Origin of the sequence: Komagataeibacter oboediens (genome assembly GCF_003207815.1) — a bacterium.
GTDB classification, from domain to species: domain Bacteria; phylum Pseudomonadota; class Alphaproteobacteria; order Acetobacterales; family Acetobacteraceae; genus Komagataeibacter; species Komagataeibacter oboediens.
Window position 1 is genome coordinate 23,446 of record NZ_NKTX01000013.1, and the last position, 16,403, is coordinate 39,848.

The 16,403-nt window shown below is 56.9% G+C and carries 14 protein-coding genes; 9 read left to right on the forward strand and 5 right to left on the reverse strand.

What is annotated here, in order from left to right; all coding sequences use genetic code 11:
* The first annotated feature begins 8 nt into the window (after positions 1-8).
* From CFR80_RS07955 to CFR80_RS07965, 3 genes are read left to right on the forward strand one after another with little or no spacing between them, the layout of a single operon-like run.
* On the forward strand, positions 9-1,619 hold the full coding sequence (locus tag CFR80_RS07955) for a cytochrome ubiquinol oxidase subunit I (RefSeq protein WP_110507216.1): 1,611 nt from the start codon (positions 9-11) through the stop codon (positions 1,617-1,619).
* 14 nt (positions 1,620-1,633) lie between these two features.
* Entirely contained in the window at positions 1,634-2,773 is a 1,140-nt protein-coding gene (gene cydB, locus CFR80_RS07960; RefSeq protein ID WP_010515395.1) for a cytochrome d ubiquinol oxidase subunit II, read from the forward strand.
* A 13-nt stretch (positions 2,774-2,786) separates the two neighbouring features.
* A complete protein-coding gene (locus tag CFR80_RS07965) occupies positions 2,787-2,981 on the forward strand; it encodes a hypothetical protein (RefSeq protein WP_010515393.1) in 195 nt (64 codons plus the stop codon).
* Between the two features lie 482 nt (positions 2,982-3,463).
* On the opposite strand, the gene CFR80_RS07970 is transcribed toward CFR80_RS07965, so the two are convergent.
* Together CFR80_RS07970 and CFR80_RS07975 are read right to left on the reverse strand one after the other, a co-directional pair.
* Positions 3,464-4,651, reverse strand: a complete 1,188-nt coding sequence (locus CFR80_RS07970; RefSeq protein WP_010515391.1) for an alpha/beta hydrolase family protein — start codon at positions 4,649-4,651, stop codon at positions 3,464-3,466.
* A 70-nt stretch (positions 4,652-4,721) separates the two neighbouring features.
* Complete coding sequence (locus CFR80_RS07975; protein ID WP_309146437.1) at positions 4,722-6,083, reverse strand: FAD-dependent monooxygenase; 1,362 nt, start codon at positions 6,081-6,083, stop codon at positions 4,722-4,724.
* A gap of 59 nt (positions 6,084-6,142) precedes the next feature.
* Here CFR80_RS07975 and CFR80_RS07980 point away from each other — a divergent pair, with 59 nt between their 5' ends.
* From CFR80_RS07980 to CFR80_RS07995, 4 genes are all read left to right on the forward strand, one after another.
* Positions 6,143-6,775 carry a TetR/AcrR family transcriptional regulator C-terminal domain-containing protein gene (locus CFR80_RS07980; RefSeq protein WP_010515389.1) on the forward strand — a complete coding sequence of 211 codons (633 nt, stop codon included), beginning with the start codon at positions 6,143-6,145 and terminating at the stop codon, positions 6,773-6,775.
* A 754-nt stretch (positions 6,776-7,529) separates the two neighbouring features.
* Entirely contained in the window at positions 7,530-8,615 is a 1,086-nt protein-coding gene (locus CFR80_RS07985; RefSeq protein WP_181418178.1) for a LacI family DNA-binding transcriptional regulator, read from the forward strand.
* A gap of 84 nt (positions 8,616-8,699) precedes the next feature.
* Positions 8,700-9,563 carry a shikimate dehydrogenase gene (aroE, locus tag CFR80_RS07990; protein ID WP_010515386.1) on the forward strand — a complete coding sequence of 288 codons (864 nt, stop codon included), beginning with the start codon at positions 8,700-8,702 and terminating at the stop codon, positions 9,561-9,563.
* Between the two features lie 41 nt (positions 9,564-9,604).
* Positions 9,605-11,098, forward strand: a complete 1,494-nt coding sequence (locus CFR80_RS07995) for a sugar porter family MFS transporter (RefSeq protein WP_010515385.1) — start codon at positions 9,605-9,607, stop codon at positions 11,096-11,098.
* Positions 11,099-11,611: 513 nt separating this feature from the next.
* Here the strand turns inward: CFR80_RS07995 and oxlT are convergent.
* The 3 genes from oxlT to CFR80_RS08010 all read right to left on the reverse strand — a co-directional run bounded on the left by oxlT (position 11,612) and on the right by CFR80_RS08010 (position 15,433).
* Positions 11,612-12,838: an oxalate/formate MFS antiporter gene (oxlT, locus tag CFR80_RS08000; RefSeq protein ID WP_110507217.1), complete on the reverse strand. Its 1,227-nt coding sequence runs from the start codon at positions 12,836-12,838 to the stop codon at positions 11,612-11,614.
* 59 nt (positions 12,839-12,897) lie between these two features.
* Positions 12,898-14,475, reverse strand: a complete 1,578-nt coding sequence (locus CFR80_RS08005; protein ID WP_110507218.1) for a carbohydrate porin — start codon at positions 14,473-14,475, stop codon at positions 12,898-12,900.
* Between the two features lie 76 nt (positions 14,476-14,551).
* Positions 14,552-15,433 carry a LysR family transcriptional regulator gene (locus CFR80_RS08010; RefSeq protein WP_110507219.1) on the reverse strand — a complete coding sequence of 294 codons (882 nt, stop codon included), beginning with the start codon at positions 15,431-15,433 and terminating at the stop codon, positions 14,552-14,554.
* Positions 15,434-15,740: 307 nt separating this feature from the next.
* On the opposite strand from CFR80_RS08010, the gene CFR80_RS19770 reads away from it, so the two are divergent.
* Entirely contained in the window at positions 15,741-16,088 is a 348-nt protein-coding gene (locus CFR80_RS19770; RefSeq protein ID WP_232275807.1) for a helix-turn-helix domain-containing protein, read from the forward strand.
* A complete protein-coding gene (locus CFR80_RS19775; RefSeq protein WP_232275805.1) occupies positions 15,997-16,332 on the forward strand; it encodes a hypothetical protein in 336 nt (111 codons plus the stop codon). Before CFR80_RS19770 ends, CFR80_RS19775 begins: the two co-directional genes overlap by 92 nt.
* Positions 16,333-16,403: the final 71 nt, after the last annotated feature.

The following is a 16,403-nucleotide window of genomic DNA, read 5'->3' on the forward strand; positions in this document are numbered from 1 at the left end:
ACCTGACGGTGGAATTCATTAACCCCGATGTCGTCGATCTGTCGCGCTTCCAGTTTGCGCTGACGGCATTGTACCACTTCATGTTCGTGCCGCTGACACTCGGCCTGACATTCATGCTGGCGGCCATGGAGACGGTGTACGTCGTCACCGGCCGGCAGATATACAGGGACATGGCCCAGTTCTGGGGCAAGCTGTTCGGCATCAACTTCGCCATTGGTGTGGCCACCGGCATCACCATGGAATTCGAGTTCGGCACCAACTGGTCCATGTATTCCCACTTCTTTGGGGATATGTTCGGAACTCCGCTGGCTATTGAGGGGCTGATGGCCTTCTTCATGGAGTCCACGTTCGTCGGCCTCATGTTCTTTGGCTGGGACCGGCTGAGCAAACAGGCGCATCTGGCCATTACCTATCTGGTGGCCCTTGGCTCCAACCTGTCGGCGCTGTGGATCCTGATTGCCAATGCCGGAATGAACATGCCCGAAGGCGCGCATTTCGATCCCGAAACCATGCGCATGCAGTTCGAAAGCTTTGTCGATCTGGTCTTCAACCCCGATGCGCAGGCCAAATTCGTGCATACTTCGGTGGCGGGCTATGTGTCGGCGGCCATGTTTGTCATGGGTATCAGCGCCTTTTACCTGCTGCGTGGTCAGCACCGGCAGTTTGCCGCGCGTTCGTTCCGCATGGCTGCGCTGTTTGGCATCATTTCCACCGTGGCGGTCATTACGCTGGGAGACGTGCTGGGACGGCTGGATTATGAAAAGCAGCCGACCAAGATCGCTGCGATCGAAGGGCTGTGGCACACCAGCAACCCGCCGTTCGAACCGTGGATCGTCGCTGCCCTGCCGGATGATGCAAAGCAGGAAAATCGCTACGAGATTGGCGTGCGGCTGGTCCTGACCCCGCTGATCACCCACACGTTTGACCAGCCCATTACCGGCATGCATGAACTGGAGGAGGAAGCTGGCCCCCGCATACGTTCAGGGATCGATGCGGTTGCGGCACTCCGCCGTTATGGTGTCACCCACAGCAGCATGGACCTTGCCCAGTTTACCGCGCATGAGCAGGACATGGGCTATGGCCTGCTGGCCACCCGCCATGCCCCGGGTCAGGATATCACGGCCATTCCCGCGGACCAGATCGATGATGTGGTCAGGGCAACGCAGCCCGACATCCTGCCCAACGTGTTCGTCACGTTCTGGTCGTTCCGGCTGATGGTGTTCCTGTCGCTGTGGTTCTTCGCGCTGTTCGCCATTTCGGCCTATCTCAGCCTGAAGCGTCGGCTTGAACGCAGCCGCCTGCTGCTGAAGCTGTGCATGTGGTCGATCCCGTTGCCAATCCTGGCGACCGAGTTCGGCTGGATCACGGCGGAAGCAGGCCGCCAGCCCTGGACGGTGTTCGGCTGGCTGCCTACCTTTCTTTCCGCCTCCAGCCATGGCGTGTCCTACATGGTGTTCTCGCTGATCGGCTTCGTGCTGCTCTACAGCGTGTTCATCGCGGCTGAACTCTACCTCATGTTCAAGTTTGCCCGTCTTGGCCCCGAACATGACAGCATGGAACCGCACGCGCCTGCCGCATCCAGGGCATCCGCCTTTGACATGCGTCCCATGGCATCCTGACAGGAAACGGAGAAATGGAACTTTACGCGATACTGAAAATAGTCTGGGCAGCACTGCTGGGTGTGCTGTTCATCGGACTGGGTACCATGGTGGGCATGGATATGGGCGTCGGCACGCTGCTGCGCTTTGTTGGCCGTAATGATGGGGAGCGGCGCACGGCGCTGAATATCATCGGTCCCCACTGGGATGGTAACCAGGTGTGGTTCATCCTGGGGGGCGGCGCGATTTTCGCGGCTTTTCCCACGCTGTACGGCACGTCGTTTTCCGCCTTCTATGTGGTCATGATCACGCTGCTGTTCAGCATGATCCTGCGGCCGGTGGCGTTTGAATACCGCTCCAAGGCGGACAGCCGGCTGTGGCGGGCAGGCTGGGACTGGGTCTTTCTGGTGTCGGGTTTTGTACCGATGTTCATCTACGGCGCGGCGTTCGGTAACGTGCTGGAAGGGGTGGGCTACCACTTCGGCTGGACAGGGCAGTACTATCAGGATGAATCCTTCCTGTCCTACCTGCTCAACCCGTTTGCCATCCTGTGCGGCCTTATGTCCGTGGGGCTGAGCGTCTATCAGGGTGGGGCGATGCTGATGCTGCGGGCGGATGACCCGATCTGGTCGCGCGCCCGGCGTTATGCCATGGGTGGCGGTCTGGTTGCGGCTATCCTGTCTGTCATCGGTGGCATATGGGTGCAGTTCCTGCCCGGTTTTGTCATGACCGCGCCCGTCAACCCCGCCATGCCGGCCAATCCGCTGCATGGGCAGTCCGTGGCAGTGGTTGCAGGGGGCTGGATGCATAATTTCCATGCGCATCCCGCTTTGTGGCTGCTGCCGCTTGTGGGGCTGGGTTGTATGCTGCTCGGGGTTGGCATGCTGGCTAGGGGCCACACGGTTGTGTCCTGGTGGCTGGGGCTGGGTGCATGGGTAGGTACCATCATGACGGTAGGGTGTGCCATGTTCCCGTTCCTCATGCCGTCTTCCACCACGCCCGACCAGAGCCTGACGGTATGGAACAGTACCGCCAGTGAATATGGTCTTGGCTGCATGCTGGTGGTGGCGGGGATCTTTGTCCCGATCATCCTGTCCTATACTTCATGGTGTTATTACGTCATGCGCGGGAAGGTTCATACCGCCGATGTCGTGAACGATACCCATAGCTACTGATTACGAGGTCGTGATGACAAAGCTTCTGCGTCTGGCCGGTCTGGCCGTTATTCTGGTTGTTTCCCTGCTGTTCGCCGTATTCGTGGGGGATCAGGGGCCGTGGTATTTCGCATGGGTGATCGGCACGGTCATGATCATCCTGATTTCCGGGGCTGGCGCGATCATGCTTGATGCCCAGTCCAGTCTTTCATCCGATGGAGAGATCTGACCATGATGGGAGATCTTGAACGGATCATTTTCTTTATTCCGATGATTTACATGGGGCTTTACCTGATTGCCTACCGCTGCGGGCGGCGCTGGTTCCCATGATACGGATGGCGGTGGGTCTTTCTTCATCTCATGCCTGCCGCCATATCACGGCATCACCCTGCCGATGATACGAAGCGCGCCACCCGGGCACCGACGGGTGGCGCGTTCTTTATTCCTGGCGCATTATCGGAACGTATCGCCGGTTGGCAGATGGCTTCCATTAGACGTGTATTACCAGGGTTGTCCATAATCGGTCCGGCGATCGCAGGGCCGGTTACGGAAACTGTTGTCATCGAAGGTGAGGGACGGGAAGGAATATCCCATGCCCGATGGCAGCCGCTGCCATCTGGCAATCCTGAACCTGACCTTCCGTTATCCCTGTTCAAAGGGGACTGGTATCTGCGCAGTCATCAACCTCAGTTTATATGAAAAAACGGGTAATCAGCCGAACCTGCGGATCATCCAGCTGAAGAAAGTGGCGTGCCAGAGGGTCTGGGCACCAAGCTGGCAGTGTTCAGCGCCCCCGGAGAGGGTATCGAAGGTAACGGTTTCGACGGATCTTGCTGCGGTGCATGCTTTTTCGAAATCTTTGGCCTGGGCTGCCGGGACGAAGTGGTCATGTTCACCGACAAGGATCAGTACGTCGGCAGTGATTTTTCCAGCTACGTCCTTGAGTGTGTAAGGGCGGATAGCCGCGACCGCTTCGGGCATGGTGCTGACGCCAAGGGTCCAGCAGGCGTTATCGACGGCCCAGACAAGATCGGGATTTTTCGCAGCAGCGGGGTTCTGTGCAAGGGCGGCGTAGCGATCGGCGATGCTGCCCATATCGAACAGGACATCATAGGCGACAACGCCAGTAATGCGGGAATCGAACGCGGCGGCGCGGGGGGCAAGGTAACCGCCCATGCTCATGCCGATGAGGATGGTGTTTTCCGGCCGGAACTGCGTGGTCTCGAAGTAATCCAGAATGGCAGACGTGGGTTTTTCCCATTCCGGGGTGAAGGGAAGGCCATATTCGCGCAGGACACCGCCCTGACCGGGACCTTCATAGGTCAGGACGCCGTAACCCCGGTCATGTGCGGCTTTGACAAGGACGAAATACAGTTCTTCAAGTGTGGAATCATAACCGCCGACGAGAACGATAAGCGGTTTTTTCTGCCAGCCATCCGGACCGGGATAGAAAATGCCCCGGAGGCGGCCATCACCATACGGAATGGTGAAACGTTCATGGGCGATTCCAGCCAGTTTCAGCCCGTTATCAAATGCGGCGATTTCCCGCGTCCAGGTGGTCTTGCGGCGCGCATCGTCGGGACGAAGAAGAAATTCGGCGGTGCGCCAGTAATTATGGGCACGGAGCCACGCGTAACCTTTGCTGAGCGGGTCGGCACATGCGGCAATGCGGTCTTCGGTACGTATGGCCAACCCGGAAAAGGCGTCGAACCAGGCATCCGTGTCGCCATCAGGGATGGCGCTGATCGCTGTCAGCACCTCGTTAAGATCAGCACCGTTCGCCGCTATGTCATTCAGGGCGCGAAGGGTCTGAAAATGGAAGGTCTGGTTACGGAAGAACCGGGAAAGGCCGTGATCAGCCATTTCGGTGGGAGCAGGGCCATCGGGCATGTCTGTCATTGGTTACAGGGCTTTCTATATGAATGGTATCTGGTTTTTACAGGGGGCTGTAGGCGGACATATTTTGTGCTTACGCCGTGGTTACGCTATGTACGTAGCCATCCGGGCGAATTAATACGGATGCAATGCCAGTAAAGGACGGGCTGTTACCGACGCAGCGTGCCCTTATGTATTTCACGATATCTGGCTTGAGCCATTCGGGAAACGCCGGATCATCCCGTTTTTCCGGTGCGAGCGCTATATGCACCCATTCACCTTTTTTCATGCAGTCATAAAGCGTCGCCGGCTGGGTATCGATCATCAGATCAACATCCGGAAAAGACAGGACATCATTCATTGTATTGCGCAATGACAGATTGGGCGGTGTAAAATCTGTCGCCAGCGCAACCTGCGCCAATGTATTGTCAAACAACATCTGGCCGACGGGCCTGCGCTCGGAATGATAGGTATCCAGCAGGCTTTCAGGCGCCTGCTTTCTGACGACCATGGCAAGTTTCCAGCCAAGATTCATCGCGTCCTGCAGACCGACATTCAGCCCCTGGCCACCCATGGGGGCATGAATATGGGCCGCATCCCCCGCCAGCAGGATACGCCCCTTTCGGTAGGCGGACGCAAGGCGCGTCGCATCGGTAAAGCGGGACAGCCAGGACGCTTCGCCCATTTCATAATTTTTACCGGAAATTTTCAGTGCGGCAGAGGCCAGCTCCGTAACGGTTAGAGGTGTGTCCTTTTCCACTGACGGTCGTGCCGCATCAATAGCGATCACACGATGATGCACGTCATCACCCAGCGGAGACATCATGAGTGCACCACGGGCGTTGACCATCGACAGGATACCGCCGCCTTCGGGCGGTTTTGCTAGAACCACATCTCCAAGCATGGCGGTCACACGGCCATCAAAACCGTCAAAACCGATCCCGGCCTGATGCCGCACCAGACTGCGTGCCCCGTCGGCTCCGACCAGCCACGGGGCAGAAAATGGCCCGCGAGATGTGGTGACATGCACTCCTGCCTCATTTTCTGCCACCTGGGTAACCTCGGTTTCACGCAGCAGGGGAACGCCGAGAGCCAGGGCGCGCTTTTCCAGAAATTCCTCCGTTCTGGTCTGGCGGAGGAACAGGGTGAAAGGAAAGCGACTTTCAAATGAGGAAAATACCAGTCGCGTATTCAGCGCCCCATATTCCATCATGGGAATTTTGCGGCCAGCACCAAGAAAATCCCCAGCACAACCGCGCAGCCCGAACATTTCCAATGTCCGCCCATGTATGGCCAGCGCACGGGATTCAGTTGTCCGGACAGGGCGCCGGTCAAGCACAGCGACATCAATCCGGGCAAGTTTCAGCTCACACGCGAGCCATAAGCCAACAGGACCTGCACCACAGACCAGGACGTCGTACGAAGTTTTCATGGACGATTCCGTAAAATCTAACATTGTTAGATTAAAAATCTAACGGCATTAGATTTCGAGAGCAAGGAGGAAACAGGAAAGCTGTGAGTGCAAAAATCGTAAAGGAACAGGTCGTCAGTTCGGCACTGCAATTGCTGGACAGGCTGGGTATGGAAGGGCTGACAATGCGCAAGGTGGCGGATGCGCTGAATGTGCAGGTACCTTCGCTTTACTGGCATTTTGCGAATAAGGATGCGTTGTTCGAAGCCGTGGCCGATACACTGCTGGAACATGTCGCCACGACGACAGTCGCTGGCGAAACGTGGCAGGATATGTTTTTCAGAATTTCCTGCGAGGTGAGACAGGCATTACTGTCCCACCGCGACGGCGCCCGCTTTCTGGCGCGGACCTATCCTCTTTCCGATAATGTGGCCCGGATCAGTTCACAAATGATCTCCAGCCTTAAAGACGTCGGCGCGGACGATCGCACAGCCGCCTGGGGCACTTTCTCCACCCTCTATTTTGTCATCGGTTTTACAATCGAAGAGCAGGCATTTGCCGAAAAACGCCCGGATCATAACCAGGGCCCGGATATTAAGTCGCTTCTGTTACGGTATCCTGTAGCGGCCCAGGCATGGCAGCAGATACTGGAGAGCGATACTGATGAAGGTTTCCATTTTGGCCTGAATATGTCGCTTCAGGGGCTGGTACACCATCTTTATACCCCTGAAAAATAGTGTTGCGAGATGTTGATATCATGACCATCGACCGAAAGACGGTTCCGTAACGCAATGTTTTTGAATGAGGGTCCCCAGTTCATGTCGGCAGATTGGAAAAGGCTGGACTGGAAACCCTTTCGGCCTACGTTGGTGACATCGTATTTATAATTTTATTTTCAATGTACACTTCTATTTTGACCTGCGTAATTGAACCGAAATATTAATCGGCTTGTAATGAAAAATATATCTTCCCGGACGGGACGCAGTTTGGACTTTCAGCCGATCAGTGTGTTTTTATCTATGCTGGCGGCACGGAAATCTTCTAACCGGACACGTCCTTTGCGCAGGCATCATGCCCGACTGACCAGTTCATCTGGTATCCGGACAATCCGGTCCTGATCATGTTCTGTCACAAGGCAGACCATTTCACAGGGCCTGACAGCAGGAACAGTCACGCGGTCGAAGAAACCGGTGCAAAACATCTTTTCTATCTATAGTAAAATGTGATGTCATCGCAGTCCGGGGCAGGACAACGACTGTTTGCACGACCATGCGCCAGGCAAAGGACAGTCGGGACGTTGTAGACTGCCTGCGCAAATACCTTGCCTGTCGTGACCTGAACTGGCAGGCACACGCAGTAGACACCTGGGCGCAAGGGCCCGAAGCTTCTTGGCCCGAGCGGCTTTCTGACGATTTAATCCCGCTACTTCGCAATTCGCAATATGCACGAACGTGGAGGCTCTTCACGATAGGGCAATTAAAGTCATGGATCTTGCCGCCAGCATGGTATTACAGCCCCGCATGGGGTAAACCCGTCATTAACCGTGATCTGCAGGAGCAAGCCGCCATTCGTGCTGTTACGTCCATTGATGTCGCCCGGCTGGCTGGCGTATCCCAATCGGCTGTATCGCGCGCGTTTTCTCCTGATGCCAGCATTTCGCCACGCACAAAGCAGAAGGTACTGGCCGCGGCCGCCAGCCTTGGTTACCGGCCCAACCGTATTCCGGCCATCATGCTTTCGGGTCGGTCATATATGGTGGGCGTGGTGATCGGTGGGCTGGAAAACCCATTCTATGCCACGGCGCTTGAGCGTCTGGCGACTGCATTGCGTGAACGCGGCCTTCAGGTATTGCTTATGTATGTGGATGATGCCCTGACGCTTGATAGCGCGCTTGATCAGTTGTTGAGCTACCGTATTGATGCCGTCGTCACCTCGCTTGCAATCGGGTCGAAAACGGTAGCGCGGGCATTGTCCCAACTTCAAATACCGGTTGTCTGCTTCAATTCTTCACTGGTGGGCCCCTGGATCTCGACGGTCAATTCCAACAATCACGGGGCAGGGGTCGCTGCTGCGCGCCTGATGGTGGAACGGTGCGTGGCGCGACCGGTCTGGCTGGCTGGTCCCGGCAAGAATGCAGCATCCCGCGCACGTGGCGAAGGGTTCTGCCAGGGGTTGCGGGAGGCAGGAATGTGCATGACCGGACTGACCCGGTTGCGGGGTGACGATACCTACGACAGTGGCTACGACGCCATCACCCGCCTGTGGAAACGGGGTATCCGGCCGAACGGTATTTTTTCCAGCAATGATATGATGGCCTGCGGTGCGATTGATGCCCTGCGGGAACGCATGGGCCTGATCTGTCCACGGGATGTCATTATTCTGGGATATGATAATATTCCTCAGGCCGGTTGGCGCAGTTACGACCTGACATCTTTCGACCAGCATACGGACCGGATGGTTACAGGCGCCATGGAACTGCTGGATGAGGCCCTTTTGGCGAAAGACAGCCCCCTTTCGCGCACCCATGTTGTTGACGCTCAGTTGATCGAACGCGGCAGCACAACCCTGCCTGACTGATGGATTAGGGCTTGCGTCCGGGCGTAAAAGGCGTCTTGTCTTGCATAGCTATGCAATTTACCTTTCACCCGTCAGGAACGTCGTATGAGCAACCAGAATTTCCGCAGCATTCTTACCGGCTCGTTTTCCACACCCTGCGCCGACAATCCGACCGTCGCGATGATCGAAGCGGCGTACCGCCATACCGGGATCGATGCGCGCTATATCAATTGTGACGTCAAGGCTGTGCATCTGAAGGCGGCGGTAAGGGGTGCGGTTGCCATGGAATGGGCAGGATTCAACTGCTCCCTGCCCCATAAGGTGGCCGTGATCGAATATCTGGATGAGCTGGCTGAAGCCGCGCGGATTATTGGTGCCGTAAACTGTGTCGCCATTCGCGATGGCAGGCTGGTGGGCAACAATACCGATGGCAAGGGCTTTCTTGCCTCGCTCAGGGATGTGGTTGATCCGGCTGGCAAGAAAATCTTTATGCTTGGCGCGGGTGGGGCGGCGCGCGCCATTGCGGTGGAACTGGGACTGGCGGGAGCTGAACAGATAACGGTAATCAACCGCGACGCGGCAAAAGCCGAAACCATTGCGGCGCTGGTGCGCGACAATACCGGGAGTGATGCAGTCGGCCGCCCATGGTCCGGAAAGGCCTGCGTTCCAGACGGCACCGATATTGTCATCAACGCCACATCGGTCGGTCTTGGTGACGCGCAGGCCATGCCTGAAATCGATCTCGATACGCTGGCAAAGGGGCAGATCGTGGCGGATGTCATTCCCAATCCGCCCATGACCCGCTTCCTGCGTGAAGCCCGTGAACGTGGCTGCACATCGCTCGATGGTCTGGGAATGCTGGTCAATCAAGGCGTGATTGGCGTGGAGCTGTGGCTTGGAAAGACACTTGATGCAGGTGTGATGAAACAGACCCTGCGCGATATTTTCAGCGCATCAGACGCAGGCTGACCACCGGTTTGTCTTGACCACAGGGAAAAGGAAAGCCCGGAATGCCCACCACCCCGAACATCCAGGACATATCCCGCTATCATACCCATAAACGTGCCCTGTCCGCCCTTGCGGCCATGGTGCATCGGGGGGACCAGACCCTTTCCGCGCGGCGGTATGTGTCCGTTGCTGCTGCTGTTGCTGCGGTGGGTGGCCTGCTGTTCGGATATGATACCGGGATCATTGCTTCCGCCCTGATTTTTGTTACCCAGACGTTCTCGCTTTCTACGGCGGGGCAGGAATGGGTGGCTGCGGCGCTGAATATCGGGGCGATTTTTGGTGCCTTGCTGAGTGGCCCCGTATCGGATCAATGGGGACGTCGGCCTGCCATCATGGTGGCAGCCGGTATATTCATCGTGGCATCGCTGGGGTGTGGGCTTGCTCCTGATGTCAGCACGCTGATTTTTGCGCGCCTGTGGCTGGGGGCGGCGATAGGTGCCACCACGCAGATCGTTCCGGTCTATGTTGCCGAACTGGCCCCGGCATCCCGGCGCGGGGGGCTGGTATCGCTATTCCAGCTGGTTTTTTCACTTGGTCTGCTTCTGGCGTTTTTCGTGGGGTATGAACTGTCTGGCGGTGTCGAGTCATGGCGCGCAATGTTCATGCTTGGAGCCCTTCCGGCAATTCTTCTTGCTCTTGGTATGATCTTCCTGCCGGAAAGTCCGCGTTGGCTGCTGCATCATGAACATGAACACCGTGCCGTCTCGATCCTGTATAAACTGCGGGGGCATAAGGATATCGTGCGGCAGGAACTGGATGATGTCCTGACAGTCGACGCGGGGGTGGCTGACGAAGCCAATGGAGCCAGCCTGAAACAGCGCTGGATACGGCCTGCTCTTCTGGCGGCATTGGGGGTTGCTGCTTTCTCCCAGCTATCCGGCCCCAATGTCATTGTCTATTACGCGCCCATCATCCTGTCGCAGGCCGGGTTGGGTCATTCGGCGGCATTGCTGACGTCTGTGTCCGTCGGGGTTACATCCACCATTACGACGGCAATGGGGATCGCGTTTATAGACCGCATCGGCCGTCGGCGCATGATGCTGTGCATGTTGCCAGTAGCCGCCCTGTCCCTGTTTGTGCTAGGGGCTGTATTCCTCAGCTCCGCGCCGCTTACGGGGGTGCGGATGGTTCTTATGGTCGTATCACTTCTGGGCTATATCTTCTTTAATTTCGGTTCTCTATCCGTTGCGGTATGGCTGATCGCTGCCGAAGTCTTTCCCCTGTTTGTCCGCAGCAAGGCCATGGGAATGGCCAGTGCGACGGTGTGGGTGTCCGATACACTTGTTTCTCTTGTCACGTTATCTCTGGTGCAGGCGCTGGGCACGACGGGGACTTTCTGGCTGTTCGGGTTCATAAATCTCGCGGCCTTTGTATTCGTGTGGAAATATGTGCCTGAGACCGCGGGAACCACGCTGGAGGAGATTGAAAGCGCGCTTCGATCTGGAACGTTCTATACAAACATTGGCAGGCAGGCTGGCACGCGTCGGAATTTCTGACAGGAGGGAACGGGAACTGTCCCTTCTGTCGAACGCACATGATTATGGAACCTGTGGGCCACATCGGGCGGAAAATGTGCCTTTGAAGATCGCGTCGCGCGCTGTGCCGCATGATCGTCAATAGCTTTGCCCATTCAGCATTTTGACCATAGTGCACGGGCTGACCCGCCGCCTGGATCAAACAGCGCAGGCGGATGTCAAAAAGCTGGGGCTGGCATAGGTAAGCCGACAAACGCTTGATATGTCATGTGAAAGCATGTCGCCGTAGCCGTCTGGCACTTGCCGTCCAAAGACGCCTTCGCAGCACTTCGTTGCGGGCACGCCCGTACGTAGTGCTGCGGAGATTGGTGGCATCATGGCACGGCAACCGAAGCCCGGAAAGACAGGGATGACCCAGCCTGCTGGAACAGATCAGGCTGGTGTGACCCTTGCTTGTGACATCGCAAGGCCGGACTATGATGGTACGGTGCCTTCAGCCGGGGAAAGGGGCAGGTATCAGGATAATATCTGGGGTCAGGAGTGAACGTCCGGCCGTGCCATATAACGCTTCCGCATGGGACGGAGTACAGCAAAGGCCAGCGTTGCAGTCAGGATATCGCCCCCGATGGCGCAGGCAAAAACCGGCCCCCAGTTTCCACCTGTCGCCTCGTGCAGCCACGCCGCCAGTGGCCCCCCCAGTATCGCCCCGACCCCCTGTGCCATATAGAGGATGCCGTAATTGCGTGATGCATCCCGCGTGCCGAACGTGTCAGTCAATGTGGCGGGAAACAGGGAAAATATCTCTCCCCATCCCAGGAAGACCACCCCGGACAGCAGCACGAACAGCACCGGGTGACTGGATAGCCCAATCCAGCATGCCAGCGCCACGGCTTCCAGCATGAACGCAATGGTCATGGTCAGTTCACGGCCGATCCGGTCCGAAATCCAGCCGAACATGGGCCGTGTCAGGCCATTGGCAATACGGTCCAGCGTCATGGCCAGCGGCAGGGCCGCCATGCCCCATACCATAAGATGGGCGACCCCCTTATCCGCTGCGATCTGTGCAAGCTGCGACGTGACCATCAGGCCGGATGTCGCCATGGTGGCCATCATGAAGAACATCAGCCAGAAAATGGGGCTGCGTACCACCTGTGCGGTATTTGCCCCCCAGAGCACCTGCTGCCGGGTGGACAGGGCATGAGCATCCGGGCGGTAGAGGAAACACGCTGCCACCGTTCCGGTCACCGCAATCAGCAGGCCAAAGACAACCATGGTGCTGCGCCAGCCTGATGCCGCCATCATGTGCGCGATGGGAAAGGTGGTCAGCATGGCCCCCATGCCGTACCCCGCAGCCCCCATGCCCGCCGCCATGCCCCGGTTTTCGGGGAACCATTCCATCAGGAGCGAGACGACACCGACATAGACAATACCGGTGCCAATGCCCCCCAGCAATCCATAGGTCATGTACAGCATGGTCAGCGAATGCACCTGTGCGGCAGCGACCCAGCTCAGTCCCGTCACGATCACTCCTGCACCGATCAGCACGCGGGGGACGACATGGCGCGCGATCCACCCCTGAACGGGAGAAAACAGGGTCTGCACGACGATCAGGATGGAGAACGTCACCTGAAGCGCCGGCGCCCCGACGGAAAGTTCGGTGCGCAGATGGGGCGTAAACAGCGTCCAGACATATTGCGGGGAAGAAATGGATAGCATGCAGATCAGGCCTGCAGCCATCTGGCCCCATTTTTTGGCGGTCATGACAGATTTCCTAAAATATATGATGCATCGGGTACGAAGGGTTATTCACGGCGGTCCTGTCAGTTACGCACGCGGTGCAGCATTGGCAGGCCAAAGGCTGGATTGAACTGGATGTTGAGCAGCAGCCCCGACTGTACGGCGTAATGCACATCAGGCTGGGGTCTGGACATGGCCAGTTCATCGGGGTTCCAGATGTACTGGAAATAGGGGGTCAGGGTTATGCCGGGGGCAATATTGGCGCCGTAATTGATTTCCAGCATGGTTTCCTGGCCGTTCCACTGGTTATGGTGGCCCTGCTTCTGCATGGTATCATTCATGTCCTGAACCAGACGCCGGTCCCAGCGCAGGGTCTGGACCACCAGACCAACCGAATCACGTGGACGGGCCCTGAAGGGGCCCCAGTCAAACACGCCCAGTACGAACCCGTCCTTTACCGGGGCATCGCCCGATGTCATGATATTGGCCGCACCGAACAGGATCAGGCCACGGGTATCGCGGGCATCGGGCTTCCAGATCATCTGCTGGGCCTGGATATAGAACTGCGTCCGGCCCCGACGGCTTTGTGCATTGCCGCCAAAAAGGGCCTTGGGCTGACCCGCCGTATTGTACAGCGGGTCGCTGTATTTGGCATCATCGTAGATGAAACCGATATCATAGGCGCGGGGGAACCGGTCATTCGAAAAATTTGTCCGATACCCGCCTTCAACCGGAATGAACTCACCTTCCGACTTGTCAAAACCCCAGTCAGGGCCGGGCCAGCTGTTGTGGTTCGTGGCTTTCAGCCATGGTTCCGCTTCCCATATGCCTCCCTTGATATACGATTTCTCGGTGGGCTTGATCAGCAGCCGCACACCCCAGGAAGATGTGACAAAGGACGGCATGGATCCGTTGATGGTCATTGTGGTTGGCACGGAACACATGAAGGTGGGGAATTTGCAGTACAGGTCGGACCCGTCAAATTCACCACCCTTTGGCATGGAACGGCCAGCCAGCAGGAAAACCTTGTTCTTGAACAGCGCCTGGTCCCATGTGAATTCACGGATCTGGAAACCGTCGTGATTCCCCCAGTAGGACACATACCCCCAGTTGGAACCCGTAAATTCCCCTGCATGGCCCTGTCCCGCCACGTCATCCGCCAGAAAGTGGATCTTGGCGCCCGGAATGTGGGCCAGCTTCTGCATGTCGAGATCCAGTCCGATCCCGGCAAAGTTGTTGAAGAACGATCCGTGGTTGATGCCGCCTGCCGGTACGCCGGAATATTCCGATGCATCCCACCCGGTCAGGTAGACACCCGCGCGCGCCATGGTCTTGCCCACGTTGTCCCCGCCTTTCGTATCCAGGCTGAACAGGTAGGGCTGTGGCGCAATGGAATGGGCGGAATTGGCTGTGGGCTTCGACGGAATACCTCCCGGTGTAAAGAGTGACGGGACCAGACCGGGCATGGAGGGATCGGTTACGGCGCGTTCTTTCTGCAGCACTGTGTGCTGGCGGCTCTGCCATACCGTCACGTTGACAGGCTGCGTTGTGCCTGTAGCTGCGGGCTGTTGTCCCGTAGTGGGCACGGCCTGCGCCTGAACCGCCATTGCAGCCAGGAGCGGACCGAGAAAAGAAACAGCCCCGGCGAGGCTGGTCTTCATGTCATGTCGTATTGCTGGAATCATGAAAGTATAACCCAGTAAGGAGGGGAGGGTGAAAGCACTGTATTGTGGATAATTACAGGGAAAACATTTTCTGTTTTTTGTTCAGTCTTGTTTTCATTTTTTTTATGAAAGCATTCGCCGGGCCGTCGGAATTCGATGACTGGACGGATGCAATGAATTCGACCCGGGGCATCGGGCTCAGGGTGCTGGCATCCACAGGAACGATCCCTTCGGCAGACAGGAAGGCCGGTTGGGGCGTGATGCCATACCCGGCTCTGACGGCAGCCAGGATTGCACTCAGGTTTGTACTGCTGAAGGCGATATGCCAGGGGCGTCCGATGCGATTGAGGGTTTCGATCGCCAGTTTCCGGGTGATGCTCCGATCCGGGAAAGTAACGAGTGGGAAAGATTCATCCGGCGCAAGGGAGCAGGTGGATGCGTGGGAAAACCAGACCAGTTCATCTTCCCACAGCAGCTGTCCATGTGTATCGCTGGACTGTCGCATGCCGCAGACAATATCCAGCCGGTCATCGGCCAGAAGCTGGTGCAGGTGGTGGCTCAGCCCCACGGTCAGGTCAATCTGCAGCTGCGGATAATCCTGCCGGAACATGCGCAGGTCTTCGGGGAAGCGCGACAGGACCAGATCTTCCGTAATGCCAAGACGCAGGGTTGCGTGCAGTTGTTCCTTGTGGAAATGCGCCAGCACACGCTCCTGCTGGCGCAGGATGTTCTGTGCCATGCCGATCAGGGCCTGTCCGTCATCTGTCAGTTCCACCTGTTTCGTACTGCGTTTGAGCAATACGCAGTCAAGTTGCGCCTCCAGCCGGTGGATATGCTGGCTGATGGTGGACTGGCTGGTGGAGCATATATACGCCGCGGATGTGAAATGCAGCGTATCCGCAACCGCAAGGAAGGAACGCAGGTGGGCGATATCAAGATTGTCTTTATTTGACATTACGATATGTCAACATTCATTTATCGCCAAGTCAATTCGATATGACAACAATATGAAATATTTTTAAAAAATCCAATTATAACAGTTTGTTATAAGGTATTTCTGCATATGTAATAACGCAATACAGAAGAATATTTATATTGAATGTTTCTTTGTTTATTTCTTTCCCATGGTGCCGTTGCTGTTTTGGAAACGGAACGGCGCCCTGTTTCCCATGGTCAGTCGCCATGCGGCTTCAGGCACAGGCTTCTTTACGGCATCCGGAAGATGACGCGCCGGTCGTAATATTATGGCCAAGAATATGCCCATGGTTTCCTGGAACAATGTTTCATGGAGCAGGGTCCGCCAGGTACACCCCGCCGGGCTTGTCGCCATAATTCTGGAAGCGGCAGTTTATGTTCTGGCAGCGCAAGGTGCCGCGTGTTTTACGACGGCGCGTGTGGCGGAACGGGCGGATGTAAGTATCGGCTCGCTTTATCAGTATTTTCCCAACAAGGCCGTGATCCTGTTCCGGCTCCAGACGGATGAATGGAGACAGACAAGCGACATGATGCGCGACATCCATGAAGATACCTGCGATCCCGCACCGAACCGTCTGTGCAGATTTATCTGTTCGGAATGCGGAGAGGCGGCGGTCTGTGTGGCGCATCAATGATGCAGCACCGTTTTATCGTCATGCGCCGGAAGCTGTTGAGGCACGACAGGCGGCGGACAGCCTCATCGCGCGTTTCATGCATGAAATTCTGCCTGACGCCTCGGACATGACGCGCGATCCTGCCGGTGGCCTGATTACGACGACATGCAGCGCGGTCGGCAAGGTATTTCCGAAACACCGCGAACTGATGCGGACATCGCGGCTTATGCCTGCGGCATGGCCGACATGTTTGCAGCCTATCTGACGCATCCTGCAGGACGGACACGATAAGGCAAGCTCCGGTACGAACAGAAGGAAGGGGCAGCGTATTCAATT

Coding starts and splice junctions, on each gene's coding strand:
- cydB (WP_010515395.1), top strand. CDS start 1,634: ATGGAACTTTACGCGATACTGAAAATAGTCTGGGCAGCACTGCTGGGT.
- CFR80_RS07965 (WP_010515393.1), top strand. CDS start 2,787: ATGACAAAGCTTCTGCGTCTGGCCGGTCTGGCCGTTATTCTGGTTGTT.
- CFR80_RS07970 (WP_010515391.1), bottom strand. CDS start 4,651: ATGACAGACATGCCCGATGGCCCTGCTCCCACCGAAATGGCTGATCAC.
- CFR80_RS07975 (WP_309146437.1), bottom strand. CDS start 6,083: ATGTTAGATTTTACGGAATCGTCCATGAAAACTTCGTACGACGTCCTG.
- aroE (WP_010515386.1), top strand. CDS start 8,700: ATGAGCAACCAGAATTTCCGCAGCATTCTTACCGGCTCGTTTTCCACA.
- CFR80_RS07995 (WP_010515385.1), top strand. CDS start 9,605: ATGCCCACCACCCCGAACATCCAGGACATATCCCGCTATCATACCCAT.
- oxlT (WP_110507217.1), bottom strand. CDS start 12,838: ATGACCGCCAAAAAATGGGGCCAGATGGCTGCAGGCCTGATCTGCATG.
- CFR80_RS08005 (WP_110507218.1), bottom strand. CDS start 14,475: ATGAAGACCAGCCTCGCCGGGGCTGTTTCTTTTCTCGGTCCGCTCCTG.
- CFR80_RS08010 (WP_110507219.1), bottom strand. CDS start 15,433: ATGTCAAATAAAGACAATCTTGATATCGCCCACCTGCGTTCCTTCCTT.
- CFR80_RS19770 (WP_232275807.1), top strand. CDS start 15,741: ATGGTTTCCTGGAACAATGTTTCATGGAGCAGGGTCCGCCAGGTACAC.
- CFR80_RS19775 (WP_232275805.1), top strand. CDS start 15,997: ATGAAGATACCTGCGATCCCGCACCGAACCGTCTGTGCAGATTTATCT.